Raw genomic sequence first — 23,380 nt, forward strand, 5'->3', positions numbered from 1 at the left:
GTTAGCCACAAGCCCGGTGCCTGCCCAGACCAGCCAGTCACCAAGGCCTTCACTCCTTTGGGCGCCCACTCGAACGCGATAACCGCTATCGCCTTTCATCGCAAAAAAAACCGAACCCCGGCACCCGGCCAGGGTCCACTTTCCAGGCCCGCACAAAAAGGGCTTAGCCCCACTCGGCCGCCCGTCCTGTTGACCGGCAGCACCGAGCCCCTGCAATCAAGGAGATCACCATGAAGCGTTCCGCACTGGCTGGACTGTTCATCACCGCCGCAATGCTGGCCTCCCCGGTGTTTGCCGCCGGGCAAGAGGACCTGTGCCAGATCAACCTGCAAAAAATCAGAGACGCCAAGGTCAGCACCGAAGCCATGAGCTCGGACCTGAGCAGCGACATCGACGCCACGGTGCAGCAAGCCACCGCCGAGCACGCCAAAGGCACCGAGCAAGGCACCAAGAACTGCATCTCCCTGACCACCCAAGCGCTCCAGCGCTTGCAGAACAACACCAAGGGCGATCAGTAGCTCAATGCATTGAGCCAACCTTCGGGTTGGCCTTCTGCGCTCGCTTAGCGTAGAATCCGCCCACCTGTTGGTAATGCACAACAGGTTCGGGGCCGTTTAGGATTCGACGCCGGTTGCGAAACTTTAGGTGCATGCCGAGTTGGTAACAGAACTCGTAAATCCACTGTTGCAACTTCCTATAGTTGCCAATGACGAAACCTACGGGGATTACGCTCTCGCTGCGTAAGCGGCGCTAGCCCTTCCCCCCTGGTACCTTCGGGTCCAGCAATCATCAGGGGATGTCTGTAAACCCAAAATGATTGTCATATAGAACAGAATCGCCGTGCAGTACGTTGTGGACGAAGCGGCTAAAACTTACACAACTCGCCCAAAGCACCCTGCCCGTCGGGTCGCTGAGGGTTAACTCAATAGACACGGCTAAGCATGTAGTACCGACAGCGGAGTACTGGCGGACGGGGGTTCAAATCCCCCCGGCTCCACCAAATGATCAAAAAAAGACGTCCATGGACGTCTTTTTTTGTGCCTGAAACCCAGTAAATTCGCGGCCTCCAGCGCTTTTGCGGTCTTTTGAGAGTTTCTGAGTTCCAGCCATTCGGGTATTCCAGACGGTATTCCAGCTCATCCGGTGCTAATCTTTGGAATACCGAATCAGTGCTTGAGGACAATCTCATGCCTGCTCAAAACCTCCGCCTCTCCGATCGACAGCTCAAGGGAGTCAAACCCGCGTCCAAGGATTACGTCCTCACGGACGGTGACGGTTTGCAGCTCCGCGTACGCAGCAACGGCTCGTTGCTGTGGAATTTCAACTACCGCGAACCGGTGACCAAAAAGCGCATCAACATCGGTTTTGGGACCTACCCCGAACTGTCACTGGCGAACGCACGAAAGAAGGCAGTCGAAGCGCGCGAGCTGCTCGCCCAAGGCATCGATCCGAAGGTGCAACGCAATACGTTGAATGAAGCCAAGCGCGCAGAAACGGAACACACCTTCGAGAACGTGGCCACCGCCTGGTTCGAGCTCAAGAAAGACTCGGTCACCCCAACCTACGCCGAGGACATTTGGCGGTCGCTCACGCTGCATGTGCTCCCGGACTTGAGGACTACACCACTCGCTAAAATCACCGCACCGATGGTGATCGGATTGCTTCGTCCAATCGAAGCGAAAGGCAGCCTGGAGACGGTCAAACGTCTTAGCCAGCGGCTAAACGAGATCATGACCTACGGCGTAAATTCCGGCCTGATCTTCGCCAACCCGCTCACCGGCATTAGGGCAGTATTCAAGAAGCCCGAGAAAGAGAATATGGCTGCGCTTCCGCCCGAAGAACTCCCCGAGTTCATGCTGGAGATCGCGAACGCCAGCATCAAACGCACGACCCGCTGCCTGATCGAATGGCAGTTGCACACGATGACTCGTCCCGCCGAGGCGGCGACTACTCGCTGGGCTGACATCGACTTTGAAAGGCGTGTCTGGACTATCCCATCGGAGCGGATGAAGAAGCGCCGCCCTCACAGCATCCCGTTGAGTGATCACGCTGTCGCACTGTTAGTGTCACTGAAGACTCACAGCGGCCATCGCGAATACGTCTTCCCGGCAGACAGAAATCCACGCACCCACGCCAATAGCCAGACCGCCAACATGGCATTGAAACGCATGGGCTTCCAGGATCGCTTGGTCAGCCACGACATGCGCTCGATGGCCAGCACCATCTTGAATGAACATGGCTGGGATCCTGAGCTCATCGAAGTGGCCCTGGCGCACGTCGACAAGGATGAGGTGCGGAGCGCCTACAACCGAGCCGACTACATCGAGCGCCGGCGCCCGATGATGGCCTGGTGGAGTGAGTACATCCAGAAAGCCGCCACCGGCAGCCTGCTCGCCTCAGCGTACGGCCAAATCAGAGACAAGGACGTGGTGCCGATTCGCTAGCGCTGTACAGGCGCAAGAACTGCAGCAACAACTGAACGTTCAAGATTCGGGGCAAGCAGCCTCGCTTATCCGCTTCTAAGCGCGGGTCCATCCAAACAGGGCTGCAAAGCCGCCCTGTTTGGATGGACCTTACTTTGAAGAGCAAAAAAGCGACCACGCTGTCCAGGATTTACCACGGAATTCCACCGGTGGATAAACGCTCTTCAAGTCCAAAGTGGCGCTGAATTTCGAACCTTGACCGGGTTTATCCACAGGCGTAGAACTGGCCGTGCAAGCGCTGTCGATGACAGCAACCCAGGTGGCCCGAACCTTGAAGGCCACGCCGCTCCCGCGGTGGTTCCCCCCAAAAGGCGATTCGCGTCCGGCAGCTCGCCCGGTCACCTCCCCGGTGATGGATGCCTACTTCAGATCATGGCCCTCGTGCGCCAGACGACACTTCCTACTTCGCTGCCCTGCAGCAACCTATCCGCTTGGCCGAATCTTGCGCCAACCTGCGCCCGTCTCTTTCTCCTGGAAAGAGACGGGCGCTTCAAACACTGCTGCAGACCTCATCGCACTTGGCTTTGCGGCAACTCCTCTCGTGACAATTGGCGTGACAAACGCCGACGTCACCAGCAACAGCGCTGTAGATGATGGTGCCGCAGACCACGGAATGGACTGCACCTGACTGACAGTCAGGTATGCCCCGGTCATCGCATCGCTGAGTTCACCCAGCTCAAGATCTTCAGGCGCTGGTCTCGTCAGCCAGTGCAGCCTCCACCCGTCCACCGGTATCGGTGCTCAGGAGGCCAGATCATGAGATGCCCTTGCTCCCGGTTGTAAGGAGCCGCCAGTCCTGCTTAGTGGACACTCCCCACAGGTCGCAGGGGCCTTGATCCCTGATAACACTCAACATTCTTGGCGGGATGACGTGGGGCGAGGATCGGAGAGCGGACGATGAGGTAACCGACATGGCATTGGTGGGGAAACGCGATGGCCGCAATTTCGGCTACGGCAGGCAATTGAGCTATGCAGGACTGCAGGCGCTGAAAGATATGTTCGGCGGCGGCCATTACGGCACAGTCAAAGCGCACTGTGATCGGTGGCAGGCATTCGTCAAATGGTGCCGTTCCGAACTGGGGCCCGGTATCAATGATGCGCGGCAGATTGATCTGAAGGTGTTGGCCGACTATGCGGCGCATTTGCGCGACGTAGTTGGGCGCGGTGAGCTCGCCGTCAGCACTGCACAAAACCGGATATCCAGCGTTAACAGAACCATGGCGGCGCTTCGCGGTGATCAGTGCGTGAAGTTGCCCAGCCCGAGCAAGGCGTTAGGTATGCAGCGCACCGGGGTTCGACAATCAGTGCCGCAAGGCCAAGACCGCGAACAGGTTAAGCAGATCGTCGATGCGCTTTGCAGCTGTCATCAGCTACGAGCGGCAGCGATCGTTCTGTTGGCGCGAGCCACCGGCATGCGCTTGCGTGAGGCTATCCTGGCTGACCTGCCACGGCTAAGCCGTGAGGCTAAGGATTTAGGCAGGATTAACATTCAGGATGGCACCAAAGGCGGCCGCGCCGGTGCCTCGGCTCCACGTTGGATTGCGGTGGATGGCTATGTTCGAGGTGCACTTGGGTTTGCACGGCAAGTGTCGCCTGCGGGTAGCCGCAACCTGCTTGCGCCACACGAAAGCTACCTGAATTTTCTGCAAGAAATCATCCGCCCTGCGCGGGACATCCTGCATGCACACATCCTCAAAGGCTTCCATGAGCTACGAGCGGCGTACGCATGTGAGCGCTATGAGCAAATCACCCAACATCACGCGCCTATCAACGGCGGCCAATGTTGCCAGGTAGATAGGAATCTTGATCGTCAGGCCCGGAGACAAATCAGCTATGAGCTGGGGCACGGTCGGATCGCCGTAGTCTCCGCGTACATTGGAGCGCAGTCATGAGTAAGCCATTCGATATGGAGTTGTTCTTGGCTGGCGTGCTGACCGGATCGCACGCGACGCGGCAACGCCATTTGCGGCAAGCAAAGCATATCCAAGCCGAGATTGCTAAACGTTGGCAGCGAGAGAAACCTTGGGCCTGGCAGCGAAAGCATCTGGATTGGTTCCTAGAACATCGCCTTGCTCAGAGCAGTGAGGGGACCAGATACTACTATTTGCTGACTGTGCGGCTGATCGCTCGTCGACTAGGAAAGTCATGGGTGCTCCATGCACTCATGCCCCTCGTCCAATGACATTCCTTATTGGCAACTATGGAAGAAAGAATGGAAGGAAATGGACTTCGCGGAAATTAAAGCAGAGTGGTACAAGTAGCCCGGCACTCTATATTCGGTAGCACGGGTCGCTGCTGTCGCCCACCCACGGTAGCGGCCCTATGCTCTGTACGAAATTGTGTTCGCCAATCGTTGTAGGATTTGGCTTGCCTGCGGTAGACCGAAAGTCGGTTTTTACACACTCTGACCAAGGGTTTATCGTCGCCTGGCGAGAGCCGTGAACGCTGCTATAATCTCGGTGCGCTCTTTGTCCAAAAGTTTTTTCACCATAGCAGAGTAGGGCATCGAAGGAGCCTTTAGTTTGTCTAAATCTTTGAAGATATCCATTGCATCGTTGTACAGATAATCGAATAGTTCACCTGGCTTTTTGGTGGCCGCATCCATCAGCTTATTACGCGCTTTGAGGAGTTGATTCGTTACTTCAAGCATCAATGATGTACGTGTTTCGACCAGTTTTTTGCGGTTCAAGCCAAAAATTTGATAGGTATGTAGTCCATAAGGGTCCCAAGCGTTTCCCACCCTATTTGGCGCAATCAGGCTTAGTCCACCCTCAACAATCCAATCCAAGTGATCATTAGGGTTCCGGCGAGTAGGGTCGATAAGGTAGGCGTCTTCAAGGTCGAGGTCATCACCTTCGGCTACCGCCCGCTGGCCACCAATTGGGAAATGGTCATATTTTCCCAGTTTGTATTTACCTGATTGTGTTTTTTGCTGATAAGGCTGTTCGACAGTCAATTTATGTATTTCATGATATTCCGAAATATTGCAATGGCTGCAACTTGGTAACAGATTTGTCCACGTTGAGGCTAGCCACCAGTAACCCTTGTGGCTCGAGTCTTCGACAACGCGTCCTTTGGGGCGAAAGTGTTCAACCTGAGCGGACATCACGGCCCTATAGCTAGATTCACAGTAGGCGCATTTGTCATGAAATAGTTTGTCCAGCGCTTCTTTAACATCTTTGGAACGGTATGCTGCGAAGTTAAACTTTTCGGGAATTTTAGCTTTTGTTATTTTGCCTTTTTTTTTCGTGGCTTTTGCCTTAGCCACTGCGGGTTTGGTTGCTAGTGCTGCGAAGTGCTTGATGGCGCGTAGCCTTTCCTTAGCCCCTCTGCCGTTTGGCGATGCCAGCGATAATGGCTCTGCTACCGTGCTTCGATCTATGGAAATCACTGATCCACTCCATTGGAGTCAGCCCGCAGGCGTTCGAGGATAAGGTTTACGGCATCTTCTCGTACTGCTGTCCTATCTAGGGTATCTGAACGAAGCTGTTCGATGATGTGCCGGCGCAATGCTTCATTGACCACCTGCTTTTCAGGCGTGTCACCGATAATGGAAAAGGCGTTCATCTGTTCCGAGAAATGCGCATCAGGCGAAGTGCTGCGTGAATTGGACAACACGATCCGGTCAAGCTTGAGTACGGTCTCGGGTTCCACGGTGCTAGCCAGACCGAAATACTCCGAGGTCAGCAGTTGTTCTGCGCGCATGGCGGTGACGTCCGGCAAGCCCGTCATTTCCTGGACGCAGCCTTCATCGTCCTTGATAAGTACATGAACCTCGCCGTCGAACATACCTCTTAGGCAAAGGGGGTCGTGGGTGGTGTAGATGAACTGGACTTGAGGCATAGCGCGGCGCAATGCAGAAACGATCTGCATTTTCCATCGGGGGTGCAAATGCAATTCGATTTCGTCGATCAGTACTATTCCACGGGCATCTTCAAGATTTTCCCAAGTCCGGAGCATGTTACGGATGATGTCCAGGCTCATAGCAAATAGCGAGCGATACCCATCGCTCAAGCGAAAGATCGGGATGCTTTCGTTGTGTCTTCGTACGAGCACCTCACCCGACGCCAGCCGATACATCTCGTCGTACGTGTCGAGATTCAGGATCTCGCGCAGCGCTCGCGCCACCGGGAAAAAAGCCTTTTCACCAAGTAATTCCAACCAGGTAGCTGAGTGGGGTAGTGGTTTGTTTTTTTCGAACAGGGAAGCAATGCTCGAAGTTTTTCTGATGATTCTAGAACTAGACTGCTCATCGTGAAATGAACGATGCGCACCATAGCCAAGAATTAAGCCACTGCGCAGATTTTGGCTTGAGAAAGAGCCGTCCCGACGAATACAGATATCGCTAGCTTCGCCGTCATCGAAGGTGACTCTAATGTTTGACTGAACTACGTGAGGTTGATCGTCTGTACCCTCTGCCAAGGTATCTCTGGGCAGGGTTGACTCCCAATCAAAATTTATTCGGGACCTCAATTTTGGGCTCATCACACCCAATGCAATCGCCTGAAGAATCGAGCTCTTACCTACTGAGTTTTCTCCCAGAAGCACTGTTGCCGGGGCAATGCCGCGTTCTTGGGTGGCGTGGTGACCAAGGTTTATTTTTAGCTTTTGAATCCCCTTGAAATGCTCGATTTCAATGACCCGGATTCGGGAGAAGTGGGGCTTTTCTGGGTTCGCTTCAGGGTTTCGAACGGTAACGACTTGCTCGGTAAAAGCCGGGTTGATCCCGGCGAGGCGATTCATGAACGCCTGCCACTCTGCTGTGGAGGTCTCCGCAATGAATCCCGCCAGCTCGCTGGAAAATTCGCCCTCCGTGGGCGGAGATTTTCTGATGGACGTTTCTAGAAGTGCTCCGAGCAACCAAAGTTTCGCGGCGCCTACGAATGGCAGACGTTTATTGAATAACTCTTCCAGCGTAGGGAGTATGGTCTCGTACTTGTTACCACGCAATTGGCCCAAGCGCGCCCAGAGGTCAGAAAAGTATGCAGACCGGTGGACCATGAGGTTACTACGATTGAGCTTCAGCGTTTCAATCGTTTCCCGGCCACGGCTAGTTTTATGAGTACATGTGCCATTGAATCTGAAGGCTATATGATCGAATGGCTTGTCGCGACAGGGGTCGATTAGTACAGGCGACTCGATTTCTGCATCATGCCACGGGGTAAACGGCGGTACACGCTTTGATGTTGTAGGGTATTGGTTTGCTTTGAATCTTGCACATACCGGACAGGCCGGAATCAGGTTGTTCCACTCGTACGCATACCACACATAGTGGTCTGCACTTGTCGTAGTTTCATACCTTAAACGTCCTTTTGCATTCATCAACGGTCGGTGGTGATGAACAGCGAAATCCTGAACGCTCAGCGGGCTTTCGCAATAACCGCATTTGTTCTCGAACACCTCAAGAAGAGCCATTCTGACGCTGGGCTGATTCCAGAGGCGAGAATCGAGGTTCGGGCGCCGGCTCAAGCGCTCGTCATCTGGCAGCTCGAAGTGGGCACGTAGCAGATCCATTTCTTTTGCCAGCGACTCGCTGCGCAGTGCGGTGGGTTGTAGCTCTGGGGCTCGCCAGATATGTCTCAACGTCAGGTCCCTTTAAGCGTTCAGTTGCCGAGCCCACAGCGGAGTCGTTGCTGGGCTCAATAAAAGAGTCAATGAGGGCCGGAGCTTATAGTGCAGGCGCATTGAGTGGCAAGGTGCCACCTTGCTGGCGCGGAGCGCTGATTGCGCCATGTCACGCGTAACTTCTTTGCGAGATTGTGGAAAAACTCCCGATTCGATTCCATCGAAAGCCATAACTAGCTGATTTGTTTATAGATACCCTATGAGGTACGTCAAAAAATCCACACAATTCCAGCCCCGCGAAAACCGGGACCCCACGGCCAACAACCGTCCGTCTGTCTCCACTACCAAGCGCTCGTCCGCCCCACTGATTGCAAAATGCCTCTATTGATCTAAAGTTCACAGCTTGCGCAAAGAAACTCGCTAAACCCTAGAGGTCAAGGATGCAGATAATTATTCTCGGATTGAAGCCCTTTATTTCGAATCTGAAATTTCGTGAACCCCAAGAACAATCACCCTCCGGCATCTCCGCACATTAATTTTATTACTTATCTAGCTTAGACTGCAAAAGGCAAAAACATGAAGCTTTCGGAACGATTCAAACTCTCCAAAACTCAATTCGAACTGGACTTTGTCGATATTGATACTGATTTTGACACGCGATTATTTGTGGACCCTTATCTTCTTGGATTAAGACCGGATCGCTGGTCGATAAAGGCTGCCAGTTCAGTAAGGTCCTTTTTTTCTCATTTCTTAGATCTAGTTCGCCAAGGGAAAGAGGACGATGCTTTTGAACTCTTCTCACATCTTCATGAGCCTAATGAGACCTGCCTCGGGCTTTCTTCAGGGAAACCTAGGGGTAACGGAATTGGTAGTGAGGACGCAAAGAAACTTTTCGAAAGCATCATGGGAAGTAAGGCAATACAGTCCGGAAAAATTACCGACCTAGAAGACTTTAGACTATTTATTCCAGGAATCGGCAAAGATAAAGTTTCAGATATGACTACCAACCTCATACGAGGCAGCCTCATTACCTATACGCAGGCCCAATGCAAACTACATAAAATAAAATTAACAGCTGGTGTTTCCGCCGGACCTATATGGGATGTACCCCGAAAAAAGTGGATATTTACTCACGAAGACACACTGCTTGTTGAAGGGAAAAAGATCCTTCTCACCCCGAAAGGAATCGTTTCTTATAGCAAGGCTTATGCCCCTGAGAATTACTATAATAAACATGTACTTGAGTATCTTCAACATGAGCACATAAGAACAGGTAGCATATGGGTCGAGCATCGCAAGGATGGAACTCCTTATATTTCAAAAAAGAGTCTAAAAGAAAATGTAGTAAAAGATTTTACCAAGGAATGGTTATTCGACTTCACAGAAAAACACCCACTGGTTTTTAAATCCTTCAGAGATCAGCAAGCGCAGCAGGTTAGATCTCTCCCATCTGATTCAATTGATCCCGAGCTCAACTTGAATTCAGTAGTAGATCACCTGATTGCGAAACTACGCTCGATTAAGCAGGGGCCATCAACGGCATCAGATTATCACAAAACAATAGTTGGCATTCTTGAAATGCTACTTTATCCAAACGCCTCATCACCTGTACTCGAAGCCGAGATAAACCAGGGCAGAAAGAGGATTGATATATACTTCGAAAACTCAGCCAAGGAAGGCTTTTTTCATACACTCCATATGATTCACAAAATACCCTGCCCGTATCTAATTATCGAATGCAAGAACTACTCAAAGGACATACAAAACCCCGAGCTTGATCAAATGATTGGACGATTAACCGTTAATCGAGGAATGCTTGGAATCATAACATGCAGAGAGATATCTAAAAAAGAATTATTCATTGAAAGATGCAGAGACTCATTTAAAAATGGCCACGGCTTAATTATACCATTAACTGACGCAGACCTAATATCAGCACTTGAGAAGCTAAAGCTCGAACATAAAACCCCACTAGAAGAGGTGCTTAACGAAATAAAAAATACAATTATTATGTCCTGACAGAAAAAATTAGTAGCGGCAACAATTGGGGTGTGGTGTTCCGATTGTTGCCACCTTAAGTCCATTACTCTAGTCGCTAAAAAATCAGCTGAAAAGGTCCTTACCTCCTCCGCCGACGCGCTTCCCGTCGAAGAAGAGCAAAGGTGTACCTCTTGCCGGAGGCCCTCTCAGGGCTGTTGCCGCTGACCAGTTCGGAGAGGAAGTGTCCAGCCCCAGCAATAATTTACGTCACGGCCAACATCCGTTCGCCTGGTGCCGATTGCCATCACCTGCTAGCCAGAAACGGCCCATTCTGCAAACTAACGAACAGAGGGAGAAAAGGCCGCTAGTCGGTGGGCGTGGGGTCGTCGCGGCCTACTTAGCCACGCTCAAAGTACCTAGCGAATACTGGCAAGCAATGCGGCCAGCAGAGAGCGTGTGAGAAAAAACACAAAAAAGCTGCGCAAGCGGCGAAAACTCTTACAATCTTACGCCAGACTTCCTACACATTTTTTTGCCCCCCGATACTCAAGAGATAGCCCCGTGAGTGACTCAGACAGCTCATCCGCGCCACTGGTTGACGTAGTGAAGCTTGCCGCATCCCTTCAGCGTTTCGCAGATGATCGCGACTGGCAGCAGTTCCACTCCCCAAAAAATCTCATCCTGGCGCTCACTGGCGAGGTAGGAGAGCTGTGCGAGATTTTCCAATGGATGAGCGATGCCGATTCGCTCTCCGTAGCTAAAGATCCCGAAATCGGCCTAGCCGTAAAAGACGAATTGGCGGACGTACTGATGTACCTGGTTCGCCTGAGCAGCGTGCTCGGCATCGACCTCAACGAGGCGGTGACACGGAAACTCGCCTCGAACGGCCAGAAGTACCCCGTGGATAAAGCCAAAAGCAGCAGCAAAAAGTACGACCGACTCTGAACAACTCGAATCTAAGGACAGCCCGTGATCGTTTACGCTGCGACCAAACAGCAATTTCTAAAAGACAACGATAACGATGACATCGAGGAGGTGATCCTCAGGCACTACAAGGAAGCTACCGGCAAGAACGTTGGCAGTTCGGAAATCAGGTCGTGGCAAGGATCCCTTACGTACATGGCCAAGGTCCTTAGAGATGAAGGCTTGCCGAACGACGCAGGCTTGGCCATCGAATTGCACATTCCGCAGTCGTCGAAACGGATCGATTTTCTGCTCACCGGTCGCGACGAAAACCAAGCAAAAAAAGCTGTATTGATCGAATTGAAGCAATGGAGCAAAGCCAACGCCACGACCAAGGATGCCATCGTCAAAACGGCGCTAGGTGGCGGCCTCGTTGAAACCATTCACCCGTCCTATCAGGTATGGTCATACGCAGCGCTGCTCGAAGGCTTCAACGAGGCCGTGTACGACAAAAGCATCGAGATCCGCCCGTGTGCCTACCTCCATAACTACGTCAGCGACGGCATCATAGACTCAGCGCACTACGAGCCTCATATCAGCAAAGCTCCACTGTTTCTGAAAGGCCCTGAAGAGCTCAGCAAGCTCCGAAGCTTTCTGAAAAATCATATTGCTCACGGCGACAACAAAGAGGTCCTTTACGAACTGTCCGATGGAAAAATCCGCCCGTCAAAAGCGCTAGCCGAGGCCCTGGGCGGGCTGATGAAAGGCAAGCCTGAGTTCGTATTGATTGACGATCAGAAGGCAATTTTCGAGTCGGCGCTCGCAGCGGCAAGCGAGGCTTCGGAACAGACGCCAAAGGTGCTGATCATCGAGGGGGGACCAGGCACCGGGAAAACTGTTCTAGCTATCAATCTGCTGGTGAGGCTCACCGAATTGAAGCTGTTGAGCAAATACGTCTCCAAGAATGCTGCCCCGCGCAAGGTCTACGAAAGCAAATTGGTTGGCACCGTCAAACGCAGCCACTTCTCCAACTTCTTTTCAGGCTCAGGGGCGTTCATCGAGACTGAGCCCAACACATTCGATGCGCTTATCGTAGACGAAGCTCACCGGCTGAATGAGAAAAGCGGGCTTTATGGAAACCTTGGGGAAAACCAGATCAAGGAGCTGATTGATTCAGCGAAATGCTCAATTTTCTTCATTGATGAAGACCAGCGTGTAACCTTGAGGGATATCGGCAGCAAGCAGGCGATACGCGCCTTTGCAAAAGCCAAGGGTGCTGTGGTTGAAGAACACGTGCTGTCTTCGCAGTTTCGCTGCAGTGGTTCTGACGGTTACCTAGCATGGCTGGATGACACGCTAGGCATTCGCTCGACGGCAAATCCGACGCTTGAGACTCAAGAGTACGAGTTTAAGGTGTTCGACTCACCTCAGGCGATGCATGAAGCAATCAACGAGAAAAACCACGGAAACAAAGCTCGTGTGGTCGCGGGCTATTGCTGGCCTTGGTTGAGCAAGAAAGACCCCACCGCCGCTGACATCGTCATTGGTGACTACAAACGCCAATGGAACCTGGATCAGGACGGCAGCCTATGGATCATCGCTGAGAACTCCATCGAGCAGGTTGGCTGCATTCATACCTGCCAAGGTTTGGAAGTGGACTACATCGGGGTGATCATCGGGCCAGACCTAGTTGTACGTGACGGTAAGGTAGTGACATCCCCAGATGAGCGCGACAAGCATGATAAATCGATTCGCGGCTGGAAAAAAATGATGAAAGAGCAACCTACCCTCGCGAAAAATGAAACAGACCTGATCATCAAAAATACCTATCGAACTCTGATGACACGCGGGATGAAGGGTTGCTACCTGTACTGCACCGACAAAGAGACTGCGCAATACTTCGAGAGTCGGCTTAGCCAGCACAGCAATGATTGACGCTATCGTTTCCTAGAAGCCCCTGTTCATGTGAGTGGGGACATCGTACGCACAGGGGCAATAATCGTAAGCGTCCACCCAACTCGCCTTACGTAAGTCAGGTCGGCACCCACTGATGCGGCAGCAATGTAGGCATGGCCATATGCCCAAGGATTGAGTTGCGCCCAATTTTCCTGGCATACGTACCTCTCTGGGGTCAGCTCACCCTAAACGTCGAGATCGCCTTCACCAAGGAGATCATCAAAAAAAGCGGCGCCTGATTCAGATAAGACTAAATTCCCCCTTCCGTTACGGTAAGCAATGGCTCGTGTTTCGAGCTTCTTGATGTGCTCCATTAACATACCGCTTTTCATCCCACACGCTATCAAAACCTCAACCTTATCCTCCGCCTTGCCGATTTCTTCGATATGGATGTTTGACAGACCCGCCGAGTCTTTCAGCAGCACGTCCATTGTGAATCCCAACTCCAATGCTCCCCGAAACAGCACCAGCAGCAGGCCTTGGATGTTGCGTGCTAGATCATCTCTGGCATCAATACCATCACTGGTGCGGATGTAGGCAAAGCCATCACGCATGACCAGCTCGTACCCAATCAGATCGTAGAGACTGCGGTAATGATCGAAATTATTCAGTACCTCCTCGAAGTACGGATTTGACTTCAAGCCACCATCAATAAAGACGGTGCGGTTGATCATCTTTCCGTACATGAGCTGACCATAGAGCTCTACAGACAGCTTTCGATTAATCACTTTGGCCTGTGCAATCGGCAGCGAAGGTTCGTGGTCAAACATGTTCAGTCTCCACTTGTAGCTTGTAGTACCTCAGGCTCTCGCAGTCAGTTGCGAGGTTGCCGATATGGTAGTGCGGGATGAGGCGAATTCCTTCTCGCTTGCGCAGCCAGCCCACCGACATTAAAAGATCAGTCAACTCGTACCCTTTAAGTCGGCCTTTCAGGTGTTCATGCATGGCGACATGGGCGTCATCGGTAAGCCGTGGCTCCCACTCCTCGACCAGATTACCGATGGCCAACAAGCGAGCATCGCGCCGACGCTTGAGCTCGCCCGACTCGTTGGCCTGCCCGCTGAGCTGGTGAATCTTCCCGGTGCTGATCTTGATGTTGGGCAGCGTTGCGCGCAGATGCTCTGCCAGCGCCAAGCGCTGATTAGCGTCTGGCCACTCAACTTTTGCTTCGAACACTCGCATTTTCAGCCCGGAGTAGGTGTTCAGATGGGCGAAGACAGGGTGCGTGCTGGGCAAAATATTGTCCTTCAAACTCCCATCATGCAGCTCTCGCACGCTGCCATAGAGACGATTCCAAGCCTGTTCGATCTTGTCATAGGCACGACGGTGCGCCTCACTCTGCTGGACATAGCGCATCAACGAACCGCTGATGATCGAAATGTCATGCCGGTATGAGCGAATCGACTCGACGGAGTAATAAACCGAGCTGGCCAGCTTGTCGTGACCATAGTGAGCCAGTTGATCGCCGATGCAGGTCAGTGCTGTAAGAGCAGGCTTAGTCCCCTTCAGGTCAGTGTGCTCCCCCAGAAACTGCAAAGCAGGCAGGATGTTGCGTAGATAGATGTTGTTGATCTCCCCCAAGGCTTCCTGAGCCTTAGCCACCTCATCAATTACGTCATAGCGCATCCGATCGACGATCTCACCGAGTCGCTGGAGCCGGCCCTGTAGCGCATCCACACACTCCTTCATCTTGGCGGTTGCAGCGCGTATCTCCTTGCGCAGCACGCTCACCTGCTCCTGAAAACCGATATCTTCATTGCTCAGGGAGGGCAGAGTGACAAACACTTCGTATAGTCGATTGAACGAGGCCCGGATCAACTCATAATCAGCACTGTTCAAATGACGCAGACGCGCTCCGTCGAAGTGACGGAACATCTCGATCACGAAGGGGGCAAAAACCATCACGCCACGAGCGCTGTCTACCTGAATGACTAGCCCAACACGCTCAAGGTTTTCAACACAAAGAGCACTTTCTAGTTTGCGCCGCTCGGCCGGCACCTCACGTAAAACCCGCGTATTAGGTAACGGTGCTACAGAGTCCAGCAGGGCGCGTAACTTCTGCTGGTACATGACAATGCGTACTTCCTCGCCTTCACCAACTTTATCCATGTGGTCAATCAGATCAAGGAAAACCCCCTTGTTCTGGATCATGTTGATCAGTGCAACGTCTGTTTTGACGACCATCAGATCCTCTACTCTTCCATTTCGGCAGCAAGATCCGGCTCGACAGCCTCAAGGCACTCCAGGGCGATCAATGACTCACTTACTCCGGTATAAAGAATCGTCCGGTTCGGGCTGTAGGACTGGTCAGTTGCGTTGAAGTAGTCGAGATTCATGTAGTTGCCCAGCACTTTGCTGATACCGGAGGTCAGGCCAGGCGTGGCCCCGAACACACAGAAGCCATCCGCGTCGGCGATGTCGCGGGCAGAGCGCAGATTCTTATCATCAAGATTGGATAGCTCATCGATGAACAGCGGCAAGCTGACCTTGGTGTCGGCTTGCAGCAACTCTTTTAGCAGGAAAGCCAGCAGGCGGCAGTTAATCATCACTGAAGTGCCAGTTGATTGCGCTTCTACAGTGAACTCGTCACTGCCGTGAAGCTTGACGCGGTAATCGATGCTGACAATCAGGCGAGCCATGTTTAGGGTGGCATCGCGACGTTGATCGGACTCGACGAACTGAGTGCAGAAACTCCCCAGACGGTCGTAGAGGACTTGTGGTGGTAGCTCACCACCGGTCAGATTCACCGAATCTACGGTCTTCAGCAACTCATCAAACTGGGGATGGAGTTTGCAGTCGATAGCCACAGCCGTGAGGTTGGATACCTTGATTGACGACAGGTGATTCTCGATCTCCTTGAGAAAGGTGCTGATCAGGGTGCGCGCGTGCCTGATCGACTGAATCTGGATCATCGTGTCGTCGTTATGCTGAACCACTTGGTTGAAATGGTTGCTCTCCTCCATATCGAGACGACCGTAAAGAACCCGGTACTTCTCATGCAAATTGGTTAGCGTTTCTAGGCTGATGGCGCTGCGATGGGCATGCTCGGCATCATCGTCAAGAGCCACCACATCCAACAGATCGGATACCAGCAACTTGATCTGGTTAAAACTACGGGTGGTGGCTTGGCTGCGACTTTCGATGGTATCCATCAAATCCTGAGTGACCACGATCTCCTGCCGCTCTGCACGCTGGTAACCGGTACTCAAGTACTCCAGACGGGAATGCAGGATGTCGTTGACTGTCCTACCCCAGCGGAGCATGGATTGTTCACGCTCCTTGGCGGCCTCTAATGCCGTCCTGGCCTGATCAACCAGACGGTTGGCCTCGTCGAGCTGCTGGTTGAGCTCAAGACAACGAGCCTCAAGAATTGCGTACTGCTCGGTGGTCTCGCCGTGCTCCTGCCCAAGCCGCACGAACTCCTGTTCAATGAACTCATGGCGTTTCAGAAGAGCAATGTTGCGTTCATCCTTCTCGATCTGAGCCTGCTTAGCAGCAATAGTGGCTTCGATCTGCTCGACTGACATTTTCGTCTTATTGGCAAGATCATTGGCGCGGCGCTTTTGCTGGGTAAGGCGCTTTCCAACAGATGCCAATTCGTCCTTACGGCTCTGTAGCAGCTTTCCAGCATCGTAGTGTTTAACCGGGACTGGAGTCGGACTGCTCAGAAACGTGAGCGAGCCATCCAGCTCATTAAACAGCGCGGTGAAATCACTGATCGTCTCAATATTGCCCTCGAGCAATGGCGGGCACTCGCCGGTGAAGACCTCCTGGTTCAGCGAGTAGAGGATGTCCGCTGTGCGGCTGGGGATCTGATCCAGATCCAGGAGTGATGGCCTCGCACCTTCAATAAGGATTTCAAGGTCTTTGACCTTCTGGCTGCCTTTGTTGATCTCGCGCGTTAACTGCTCGAACTCACGGCGAAACTCGCCATCGTCCTTCAGAGCCTTAATGTCGGCTCGATTCTCCTCGACCTGCGCCGCCAGTGCCGCAGCAATCTCTTCCGGGGTCATAGACGCGTAGCCATGCATTGCCGTTGAGAGGTCGATGGAATCCTTCTTGATCCGGTCGTAGTTCTTCCTAATCTCGCCGATTGCGCCTTTTAGCTCCTTGAGCTGGGTATTTTTGCTAATCGCCTGCTCACGCTGATGGTCAGCACCTTCTTTGACCGCACTGTAGTTCGCAGAGCACTGCATGCGAACGTCGAGGTAGGCAGAGCCCTGCTCGTTGATGCTCTGCTCAACGTCACACAATAAGTTCATCAGATCCGAACTTTGAGCATAAAAATCTGCGAAGCCTTGATTGAAACGGTCCCAGTACGGCTGTCCGTTACGAATCATCTGGAGCCGATTTTTTACCGAGCTCAGGGTTTCATAGCGCGACAGAATTTCGATGAGGTTGACGTTCAGCTCAGCCTCAGTACGATCCTTTCTGCCTTCAATAATCGTGGCGATGGTGTCCGGCAGAGTACGTTTGTCTTTGGCTGCAATGTCAAAGGCCAGGTGGATCAGGCGCTTCCAGGCATCAATCTCGCGAGCCTGCCCCCCCCCACTCTTGAGCGGCAGCAGACAAAAGCGTCCGGCATCAGGGCGTGTCGGCTGGTGCTTGTAAACTCGCTCCTTGATATTAGCTACATCCTTGATCACAACAGCGCCTAGCCTTTTCAGGGGCAGTTCAATCTGTGATCTCGACAACTCTTCAATTGGTGCGCCCATCCCTCCATTGAGGCTAGATTCATGATTCCAGAACAGGTGCTCGATTTCCGAATATTGCACTGGCACAGCAGTACGCTCATAGCTGTATTGCTTGGTTCCCACGTTAAGGATGATACAAAACGGACCATGCGGGTTTTCCGCTTCAAGAACCATGAAGGAGTTTCGCTCGGGAAAATAAAATCCAAAAGTCGCATCTCGACCGTAATAGCCTTTTGTGCTTTTGAATCCAAACTTTCTCTCACAATCGTGGAGGTTTTCTTCGGGCAAAAGAAAGAACTTCAATGCATTGAGCATTGAAGTCTTACCCTTATTATTATCGCCGAGTAAGGCTGTGTGTTGGTCGATACGAACCTTCGTATAGCAGTATGCCCCGCTATTTATCAAAACGATCTGCTTCATTTTAAAGGTTTCGTGAAACATAGATTCAATGCTCATGGCCGCTCCCCAAATACTACTGACCCAAGTAGGTTTCTTGCTCAAGTACTTTGCTAGTCTCACGCATAAACTGGATCAATTGATCTGTTTCAGGTGATAACCCCTGATATTTAATTACCTCTTGGCGTTGCTGATCAGTCAACGCGTACTTTGACTGAGCCAGGCGCTCTCTCACGTCAGGCGGCACAAGGAATACGGGGGGCTTGTCGTGCAGCAAGGTGGTCAAGGAAGCGAACATCCGTAGCCCCCCAATGTCCACATCAAACAAGCAATACAGCCTATCGAACTGACCTAACATTTTTGCATTCAGCCTGTTAGTCACCTGGTTGCCCGAACCGGAAATCAACTCAATATCACTAGCAGTAACAGCCAAAATTTCAGCAATGAATGGCAGCGTTTCATCGACTCGAAGGAAGTTCTCCAGATTCTCGACAATAACTCCCACCTTGCCCAACACGCGCGGCAGCACCCAAGACCCAGCCTCAGTCACCGCAACAGCCGGATGCCGGTGCTGAAAAGAGCGAAACATCAGTAGCGACTCGGAGACACCAATTCGATGACTGTTGCCGTCTATAGCAGCACCGACTCGCCCCCCAACATCAGAAGGCCTGAACCTCATCAAGAGCTCATCGAATGCAGCCGAAAGAAGCACTTCGACGTGATAACTATTTTTTTTAAGTTTCTTGGAAAAAAATATTCGACTGATATCTGCACGTGCCACGCCAGCAGCCAAAAGCTTGGCAATCAGTGCATCAAAATTGATAGGCTGCCTAGATTGAATCTTGTCAAGGTAGCGATAAATGACAGATGACATTGGACTTCCTTGTAGAGCTGTAAACATTCAAGAAATTACGGCCGGGCTCAATGAAAAACGCCCTCCTTCGTGAGGATGCATCCCCTTGGCCTCCCGCTCCATTCTGATCAAGCGCCCGTACTGCTGCGATCAAGCGGCCACTCCGCACTATGCAAGCCTTTGATTGAGTTCGGCAATCACGATATGTAATCTTTAGCGACTCATCTAGAGTGTTTACCTGTACAGGTAAAGTTTTCGAACAGATGGAGGGACCATGAAACGCAAGCAGTCGATCGAGTCCATACGTTGGGATCTAGCACTGCGCTATCGTCTGATCGAGACAGTGGTCTGGTGGGAAGGCCGCCTGACCACCAATCACCTGATGCAGAGCTTCGGCATCAGCCGTCAACAAGCGTCGAAGGACATCAACACCTACATCAACGAACATGCGCCGAAGAACCTCGAATATGACAAGCATTTGAAGGGATACGTCCCAAGCCGCCGCTTCCAACCGCTGTTCATCGATGACAGCGCCAGTGCCTATCTGCACCTTCTCAACCAGAACCATGAGCGCGCCCCACACATCGAGGGTCTGGCACTTGCTTATGCACACACAGAGGTATTAGCAGTGCCGGATCGCTCGGTACGGCCGGAAGTGCTGCGTCCGCTGCTAAAAGCCTGCCGGGATGGTCTGCGCCTGGAGTGCGAGTATGTGTCCTTCACCAGCCCCGGTGGCGAAACTCGCCTGATCGCCCCGCACACCTTGGTTTACACCGGAATGCGCTGGCACGTGCGGGCCTATTGCGAGAAGAATCGGGATTATCGCGACTTCGTTCTGAGCCGATTCCGCGGCATACCGGATCTGATGGATGATCCTACAGACCACGGCCGCGAGAGTGATCCGGGCTGGACCACCTTGCTGCAGGTGATCATCGAACCCGACTCGCGTCTGAAACCGGAACAACGCGCCATCATCGAGGCCGACTACGGCATGCGGGATGGCCGACTGCCAATCGAAACCCGTGGCTCACTAGTGCAATACGTGCTGCAGCGCTATCAGATCGACCCAACCAAAGTGCATGCCAAGGCGACAGCGCAGCAGATTGTCGTCGCCAACCTGGATGAGCTGCAGCCTTGGCTGTACCACTGAGCAAAGGTAAATACGTGGTCACGCCGCCGATTCTCTACACCCTGCACATCTAACTGGAGCAGATGCAACTCAATCCGTCGATCTGGAGGCGCATCCGCGTCAGCGGCGATTGTACCCCGGGGGAGTTGCTCTGTTAGATCCTCTCACATGTCGGCCTGATCCAGATTGGAAAACCCGCGCCCCTTGCAAGCGAGATCCCGATGCAGCTGCAATCTACCGAGATAGCCTCATGACCGAGTTGACCATTGTCGATATTTACTGGACCGAACGGACCAAGCTCCAATATGACGCCCAAAAGCAGACGTACATCCCTCCTGGGAACGGCGATATGGATGGAAACGGGTTCTATTGCGTCTATGGGCGCCATCCCGTTTACGGCCCTGACGTGCTTCTGTACATCGGCGAAACGAAGGAGACGGAGAGTGGCCGGTCCTTTCGAGATCGGCTAGGTGAACACCTAAAAGGGCGATTTTGGTACCACGCCAACCTGTCCGTCGCACTTGGCACCCCAGACTGCAACCAGAAACTCATGCCACAAGAAATCCGTTTCGTAGAGTCGATCTTAGTCGCTGCTCACAAACCAGCTCTGAACCGCGTGCATATCGACTGCGCAATGGAAGGTTCTGAGCGCTTTCTGGTCAGGAATTGGGACTTTCCTGACGCACTTCAGCATGAGTGTTCGGGCTACTACTGGCGGCAGTAACAGCATAGCCAGACTGTTTGATCTGGCCCAAGTATCGACAGCGCAACATCATCGAGCGCATGTTTGGCTGGGAGAAGGAGAACCGCCGGATCGTGACACGCTTGGACAAGCTCGCGAAAAGCTATGCAGCTAGGGTATCGCTGGCTTGTTCCATGCGTTTTTTGCGACACCTCTTCTCGTACGGAGCCTATGAGCCCCTGACCTGCGAGCCCAAGGGCAACAATCAACAGCGCGACCATCTGCTTGATAGATTCGGCTCCGATTCGTTTTAGGGGGCGGAGCTGAAAAAGCACCGTCCATCGGAATCCAGTCCACACAGCGTTCCAACTGGTATTCCAAGCAAGTTGACCAAACATTTGTTTACCAGCCAAAACAACTAGATACCGCCTTGTTTCAAATTACCCCGGCTCCACCAAATGAAGCAGTACAAAAAAGGCACTTGGCGATTTTCGCAAGTGCCTTTTTTTGTGCCTGGATGGGCTAGTTTGGCTCCGCAATGCCAGCTCAATGACAGCCTGCTAGGCATAGCTCAACAGCCGTACAGAGCCTGGAATGAGCTTTCATGACTGCCTCATCAGACCGAACACATCAGGCCCTCCCCCTTCCCAGTCTCTAAGCAACGGCTAGGCAAACATCTTCTTTGAGTGGCTGGCTCGATGGTGTAAACCTTACTGCAACCCCGCGCGCCCTCAACGAGTGCAGCGCATCGCTTGGCTTGGGATACAATCACCGCCAATTAATAGGCACTCGCTCCTTGGGTGCCTACAAGGGATTGCGTAATGCCCCTCACGCTGCCGCAACTGGAACACCATCTGTTCAATTCTGCGCGGCAAGATGCTAACCGGCAGCGTCCGTGTAATCCCGTTGCTGAAATCCGCTCGGCAAGCGACTGCACAGATGGGAACCTGACATGACGCCGTACCTGCCACCCCGAGAATCCCTCACCGTCGAGTTCAAGAGCGACCGCAGCAAGCTCCCCGACCGCGAGCTAATCGAAGCACTGGTCTGCTTGGCCAACGCCGAGGGCGGCGAGCTGTGGCTGGGCGTAGAAGATGATGGCACACCCACCGGCCTACATGCCGAGCACCGCCTGCTGGAGGGGCTGGCCGGTATGGTGGCAGCGCGCACCTCGCCTTCACTGAACGTACGGGCCGAAGCGGTCGAATTGGACGGGGTAACCGTGGCATGCATCCATATACCCAAGTCCCAGGGCGACGTGGCTACCACCAGTGGCGTGTACCTGCGCCGCCGCTTGAAGCACGACGGCACACCCGAATGCGTGGCGATGCTGCCCCATGAGCGCAGCAGCCGTGCGAGCAACTTCGGCCTGCTCGATGTCTCCGCACAGCCAGTGGCCGGTGCCACCCTGGCCGACCTCGACCCGCTGGAGCGCGAACGCCTGCGCCAGGCCGTGCAACAGTACGGCGGCGACCGCATGCTACTGGAACTGGACGACGAAGCCCTCGACGGCGCACTGCTGCTCACCGTACGCCAACCCGACGGTTCGCGGGTGCCAACCCTGACCGGCCTGTTGCTGGTTGGCCGGGAAACCTCTATTCGCCAACTGGTGCCCACTCACGAATTCGCCTTCCAAGTGCTGGCCCAGCAGGCCGTTCGCTTCAACGAGTTCCGTCGCTTCCCGCTGCTCAAGGCACTGGACTGGCTGGAAACCAACTTCCGCCCCTATAACCCGGAAGAAGAGCTGCAAGTCGGTCTGTTCCGCGTGCCAGTGCCCAAGGTCGACCTCGGCGCCTTTCGCGAAGCCGTGGCCAATGCCCTGGTCCACCGCGACTACCACGGTCGCGGCGCGGTGCATGTGCGCCTGGAGGACGATGCCCTGGTGATCAGCAACCCGGGTGGCTTAGTCGACGGCGTAACCCTGGCCAACCTGCTGGTGACCGAACCGCGCCCGCGCAACCCGGCCCTGGCCGACGCCATGAAGCGTATCGGCGTGGTCGAACGCTCCGGCCGCGGCGTGGACAAGATCTTTCGCGGCATGCTCAAGTTTGGCCGCCCGGCACCGGATTACAGCTACACCAATGCCCAGAGCGTGGTGCTGCGCCTGCCCACCGCCGAGGCCGACCTGGATTTTCGCCGCCTGGTGGTCGAACACGAACGCGCCACCCACGCCGAGTTGCCTATCGACAGCCTGATCGCCCTGGCCGCCCTGCGCGAAAGCAAGCGCGTCACGACCGATGAACTGGCTGTGCTGATCCAGCGCGACGCCACCAGCGCCAAACGCACTCTGGAAGCCCTGACCGAAGCCGGTTTGGTGGAAGCCCATGGGTCCACCCGAGGTCGCAGCTATACCCTGTCGGCCAGCCTGTATCAGGCCGCAGGCGACAAGGCTGCCTATACCCGCCAGGCAGGCTTCACAACCATTCAGCATGAACAGATGGTGTTTAACTATGTGCAGCAGCATGGGCAGATCCAGCGCGCGGAAGTGATGGATCTGTGCCGGCTCTCGCCTGATCAGGCGGCAAAGCTGCTTAAACGCATGAAAGACAAAGGCGCTCTGATACAGCAAGGTGAGCGACGCTGGGCGGTCTATAAGCTCGGCTAAGAATTCTATGAGCCGCTATGAGCCGCTATGAGCCTGTATGAGCTCATACACACCTTGTAATGATCTACTGAAGCAGCGTTAAGTCTCTTTCTATTGTGCGAAACGTCCTAGTTGTACCTAGCCCCCTTGTTTCG

The 23,380-nt window shown here is 53.4% G+C and carries 16 protein-coding genes, 1 other RNA gene and 1 pseudogene; 12 read left to right on the forward strand and 6 right to left on the reverse strand.

What is annotated here, in order from left to right; all coding sequences use genetic code 11:
* Nucleotides 1-230: 230 nt before the first annotated feature.
* From GGI48_RS10800 to GGI48_RS10820, 5 genes are all read left to right on the forward strand, one after another.
* Entirely contained in the window at nucleotides 231-518 is a 288-nt protein-coding gene (locus GGI48_RS10800; protein WP_016967212.1) for a hypothetical protein, read from the forward strand.
* An 88-nt stretch (nucleotides 519-606) separates the two neighbouring features.
* Nucleotides 607-1,000: a transfer-messenger RNA gene (gene ssrA / locus GGI48_RS10805) on the forward strand.
* A 187-nt stretch (nucleotides 1,001-1,187) separates the two neighbouring features.
* Nucleotides 1,188-2,444 (forward strand): integrase domain-containing protein, encoded by a 1,257-nt coding sequence (locus tag GGI48_RS10810; protein WP_179598237.1) that lies wholly within the window; start codon nucleotides 1,188-1,190, stop codon nucleotides 2,442-2,444.
* Between the two features lie 950 nt (nucleotides 2,445-3,394).
* On the forward strand, nucleotides 3,395-4,375 hold the full coding sequence (locus GGI48_RS10815; RefSeq protein WP_179598239.1) for an integrase domain-containing protein: 981 nt from the start codon (nucleotides 3,395-3,397) through the stop codon (nucleotides 4,373-4,375).
* Nucleotides 4,372-4,665, forward strand: a complete 294-nt coding sequence (locus GGI48_RS10820) for a hypothetical protein (protein WP_098467388.1) — start codon at nucleotides 4,372-4,374, stop codon at nucleotides 4,663-4,665. The genes GGI48_RS10815 and GGI48_RS10820 overlap by 4 nt, the downstream gene beginning before the upstream one ends.
* A gap of 234 nt (nucleotides 4,666-4,899) precedes the next feature.
* On the opposite strand, the gene GGI48_RS10825 is transcribed toward GGI48_RS10820, so the two are convergent.
* Together GGI48_RS10825 and GGI48_RS10830 are read right to left on the reverse strand one after the other, a co-directional pair.
* The gene (locus tag GGI48_RS10825) at nucleotides 4,900-5,874 is read right to left on the reverse strand and encodes a hypothetical protein (RefSeq protein WP_179598241.1); all 975 of its coding nucleotides are present in this window, start codon (nucleotides 5,872-5,874) and stop codon (nucleotides 4,900-4,902) included.
* Nucleotides 5,871-8,066 carry an AAA family ATPase gene (locus GGI48_RS10830; RefSeq protein ID WP_179598243.1) on the reverse strand — a complete coding sequence of 732 codons (2,196 nt, stop codon included), beginning with the start codon at nucleotides 8,064-8,066 and terminating at the stop codon, nucleotides 5,871-5,873. The genes GGI48_RS10825 and GGI48_RS10830 overlap by 4 nt, the downstream gene beginning before the upstream one ends.
* 558 nt (nucleotides 8,067-8,624) lie before the next feature.
* Here GGI48_RS10830 and GGI48_RS10835 point away from each other — a divergent pair.
* The 3 genes from GGI48_RS10835 (at nucleotide 8,625) to GGI48_RS10845 (ending at nucleotide 12,866) form a co-directional block, all read left to right on the forward strand.
* Nucleotides 8,625-10,067: a hypothetical protein gene (locus GGI48_RS10835; RefSeq protein ID WP_098467391.1), complete on the forward strand. Its 1,443-nt coding sequence runs from the start codon at nucleotides 8,625-8,627 to the stop codon at nucleotides 10,065-10,067.
* Between the two features lie 522 nt (nucleotides 10,068-10,589).
* Nucleotides 10,590-10,973, forward strand: coding sequence for a nucleotide pyrophosphohydrolase (locus tag GGI48_RS10840; protein ID WP_120731560.1), 384 nt, complete (start codon nucleotides 10,590-10,592; stop codon nucleotides 10,971-10,973).
* Nucleotides 10,974-10,997: 24 nt separating this feature from the next.
* The gene (locus GGI48_RS10845) at nucleotides 10,998-12,866 is read left to right on the forward strand and encodes a DUF2075 domain-containing protein (RefSeq protein WP_179598245.1); all 1,869 of its coding nucleotides are present in this window, start codon (nucleotides 10,998-11,000) and stop codon (nucleotides 12,864-12,866) included.
* 206 nt (nucleotides 12,867-13,072) lie between these two features.
* Here the strand turns inward: GGI48_RS10845 and GGI48_RS10850 are convergent, their stop codons facing one another.
* The 4 genes from GGI48_RS10850 to GGI48_RS10865 are packed head-to-tail and all read right to left on the reverse strand — an operon-like array spanning nucleotide 13,073 to nucleotide 18,851.
* Nucleotides 13,073-13,657: a condensin complex protein MksE gene (locus GGI48_RS10850; protein ID WP_139648151.1), complete on the reverse strand. Its 585-nt coding sequence runs from the start codon at nucleotides 13,655-13,657 to the stop codon at nucleotides 13,073-13,075.
* A complete protein-coding gene (locus tag GGI48_RS10855) occupies nucleotides 13,650-15,071 on the reverse strand; it encodes a hypothetical protein (protein ID WP_130907444.1) in 1,422 nt (473 codons plus the stop codon). The genes GGI48_RS10850 and GGI48_RS10855 overlap by 8 nt, the downstream gene beginning before the upstream one ends.
* 8 nt (nucleotides 15,072-15,079) lie before the next feature.
* A complete protein-coding gene (locus tag GGI48_RS10860; RefSeq protein WP_179598247.1) occupies nucleotides 15,080-18,037 on the reverse strand; it encodes a hypothetical protein in 2,958 nt (985 codons plus the stop codon).
* Nucleotides 18,038-18,053: 16 nt separating this feature from the next.
* The gene (locus tag GGI48_RS10865; protein WP_098467397.1) at nucleotides 18,054-18,851 is read right to left on the reverse strand and encodes a hypothetical protein; all 798 of its coding nucleotides are present in this window, start codon (nucleotides 18,849-18,851) and stop codon (nucleotides 18,054-18,056) included.
* A 253-nt stretch (nucleotides 18,852-19,104) separates the two neighbouring features.
* Here GGI48_RS10865 and GGI48_RS10870 point away from each other — a divergent pair, with 253 nt between their 5' ends.
* The 4 genes and pseudogenes from GGI48_RS10870 to GGI48_RS10885 all read left to right on the forward strand — a co-directional run bounded on the left by GGI48_RS10870 (nucleotide 19,105) and on the right by GGI48_RS10885 (nucleotide 23,246).
* Nucleotides 19,105-19,980 carry a helix-turn-helix transcriptional regulator gene (locus GGI48_RS10870; RefSeq protein WP_098467398.1) on the forward strand — a complete coding sequence of 292 codons (876 nt, stop codon included), beginning with the start codon at nucleotides 19,105-19,107 and terminating at the stop codon, nucleotides 19,978-19,980.
* A 229-nt stretch (nucleotides 19,981-20,209) separates the two neighbouring features.
* Complete coding sequence (locus GGI48_RS10875) at nucleotides 20,210-20,683, forward strand: hypothetical protein (RefSeq protein WP_098467399.1); 474 nt, start codon at nucleotides 20,210-20,212, stop codon at nucleotides 20,681-20,683.
* A 26-nt stretch (nucleotides 20,684-20,709) separates the two neighbouring features.
* A pseudogene (locus GGI48_RS10880) lies at nucleotides 20,710-20,865 on the forward strand (IS5/IS1182 family transposase); the annotation flags it as partial.
* 728 nt (nucleotides 20,866-21,593) lie between these two features.
* Nucleotides 21,594-23,246 carry an ATP-binding protein gene (locus GGI48_RS10885; RefSeq protein ID WP_179598249.1) on the forward strand — a complete coding sequence of 551 codons (1,653 nt, stop codon included), beginning with the start codon at nucleotides 21,594-21,596 and terminating at the stop codon, nucleotides 23,244-23,246.
* Nucleotides 23,247-23,380 lie beyond the last annotated feature (134 nt).

The sequence above is a fragment of the Pseudomonas protegens genome (assembly GCF_013407925.2).
Lineage (GTDB): Bacteria > Pseudomonadota > Gammaproteobacteria > Pseudomonadales > Pseudomonadaceae > Aquipseudomonas > Aquipseudomonas fluorescens_AP.

Excerpts from the sequence above, each read along its gene's own strand:
- GGI48_RS10800 (WP_016967212.1), top strand. The coding sequence starts at position 231 with ATGAAGCGTTCCGCACTGGCTGGACTGTTCATCACCGCCGCAATGCTG.
- GGI48_RS10810 (WP_179598237.1), top strand. The coding sequence starts at position 1,188 with ATGCCTGCTCAAAACCTCCGCCTCTCCGATCGACAGCTCAAGGGAGTC.
- GGI48_RS10815 (WP_179598239.1), top strand. The coding sequence starts at position 3,395 with ATGGCATTGGTGGGGAAACGCGATGGCCGCAATTTCGGCTACGGCAGG.
- GGI48_RS10820 (WP_098467388.1), top strand. The coding sequence starts at position 4,372 with ATGAGTAAGCCATTCGATATGGAGTTGTTCTTGGCTGGCGTGCTGACC.
- GGI48_RS10835 (WP_098467391.1), top strand. The coding sequence starts at position 8,625 with ATGAAGCTTTCGGAACGATTCAAACTCTCCAAAACTCAATTCGAACTG.
- GGI48_RS10850 (WP_139648151.1), bottom strand. The coding sequence starts at position 13,657 with ATGTTTGACCACGAACCTTCGCTGCCGATTGCACAGGCCAAAGTGATT.
- GGI48_RS10855 (WP_130907444.1), bottom strand. The coding sequence starts at position 15,071 with ATGGTCGTCAAAACAGACGTTGCACTGATCAACATGATCCAGAACAAG.
- GGI48_RS10860 (WP_179598247.1), bottom strand. The coding sequence starts at position 18,037 with ATGAGCATTGAATCTATGTTTCACGAAACCTTTAAAATGAAGCAGATC.
- GGI48_RS10865 (WP_098467397.1), bottom strand. The coding sequence starts at position 18,851 with ATGTCATCTGTCATTTATCGCTACCTTGACAAGATTCAATCTAGGCAG.
- GGI48_RS10870 (WP_098467398.1), top strand. The coding sequence starts at position 19,105 with ATGAAACGCAAGCAGTCGATCGAGTCCATACGTTGGGATCTAGCACTG.
- GGI48_RS10875 (WP_098467399.1), top strand. The coding sequence starts at position 20,210 with ATGACCGAGTTGACCATTGTCGATATTTACTGGACCGAACGGACCAAG.
- GGI48_RS10885 (WP_179598249.1), top strand. The coding sequence starts at position 21,594 with ATGACGCCGTACCTGCCACCCCGAGAATCCCTCACCGTCGAGTTCAAG.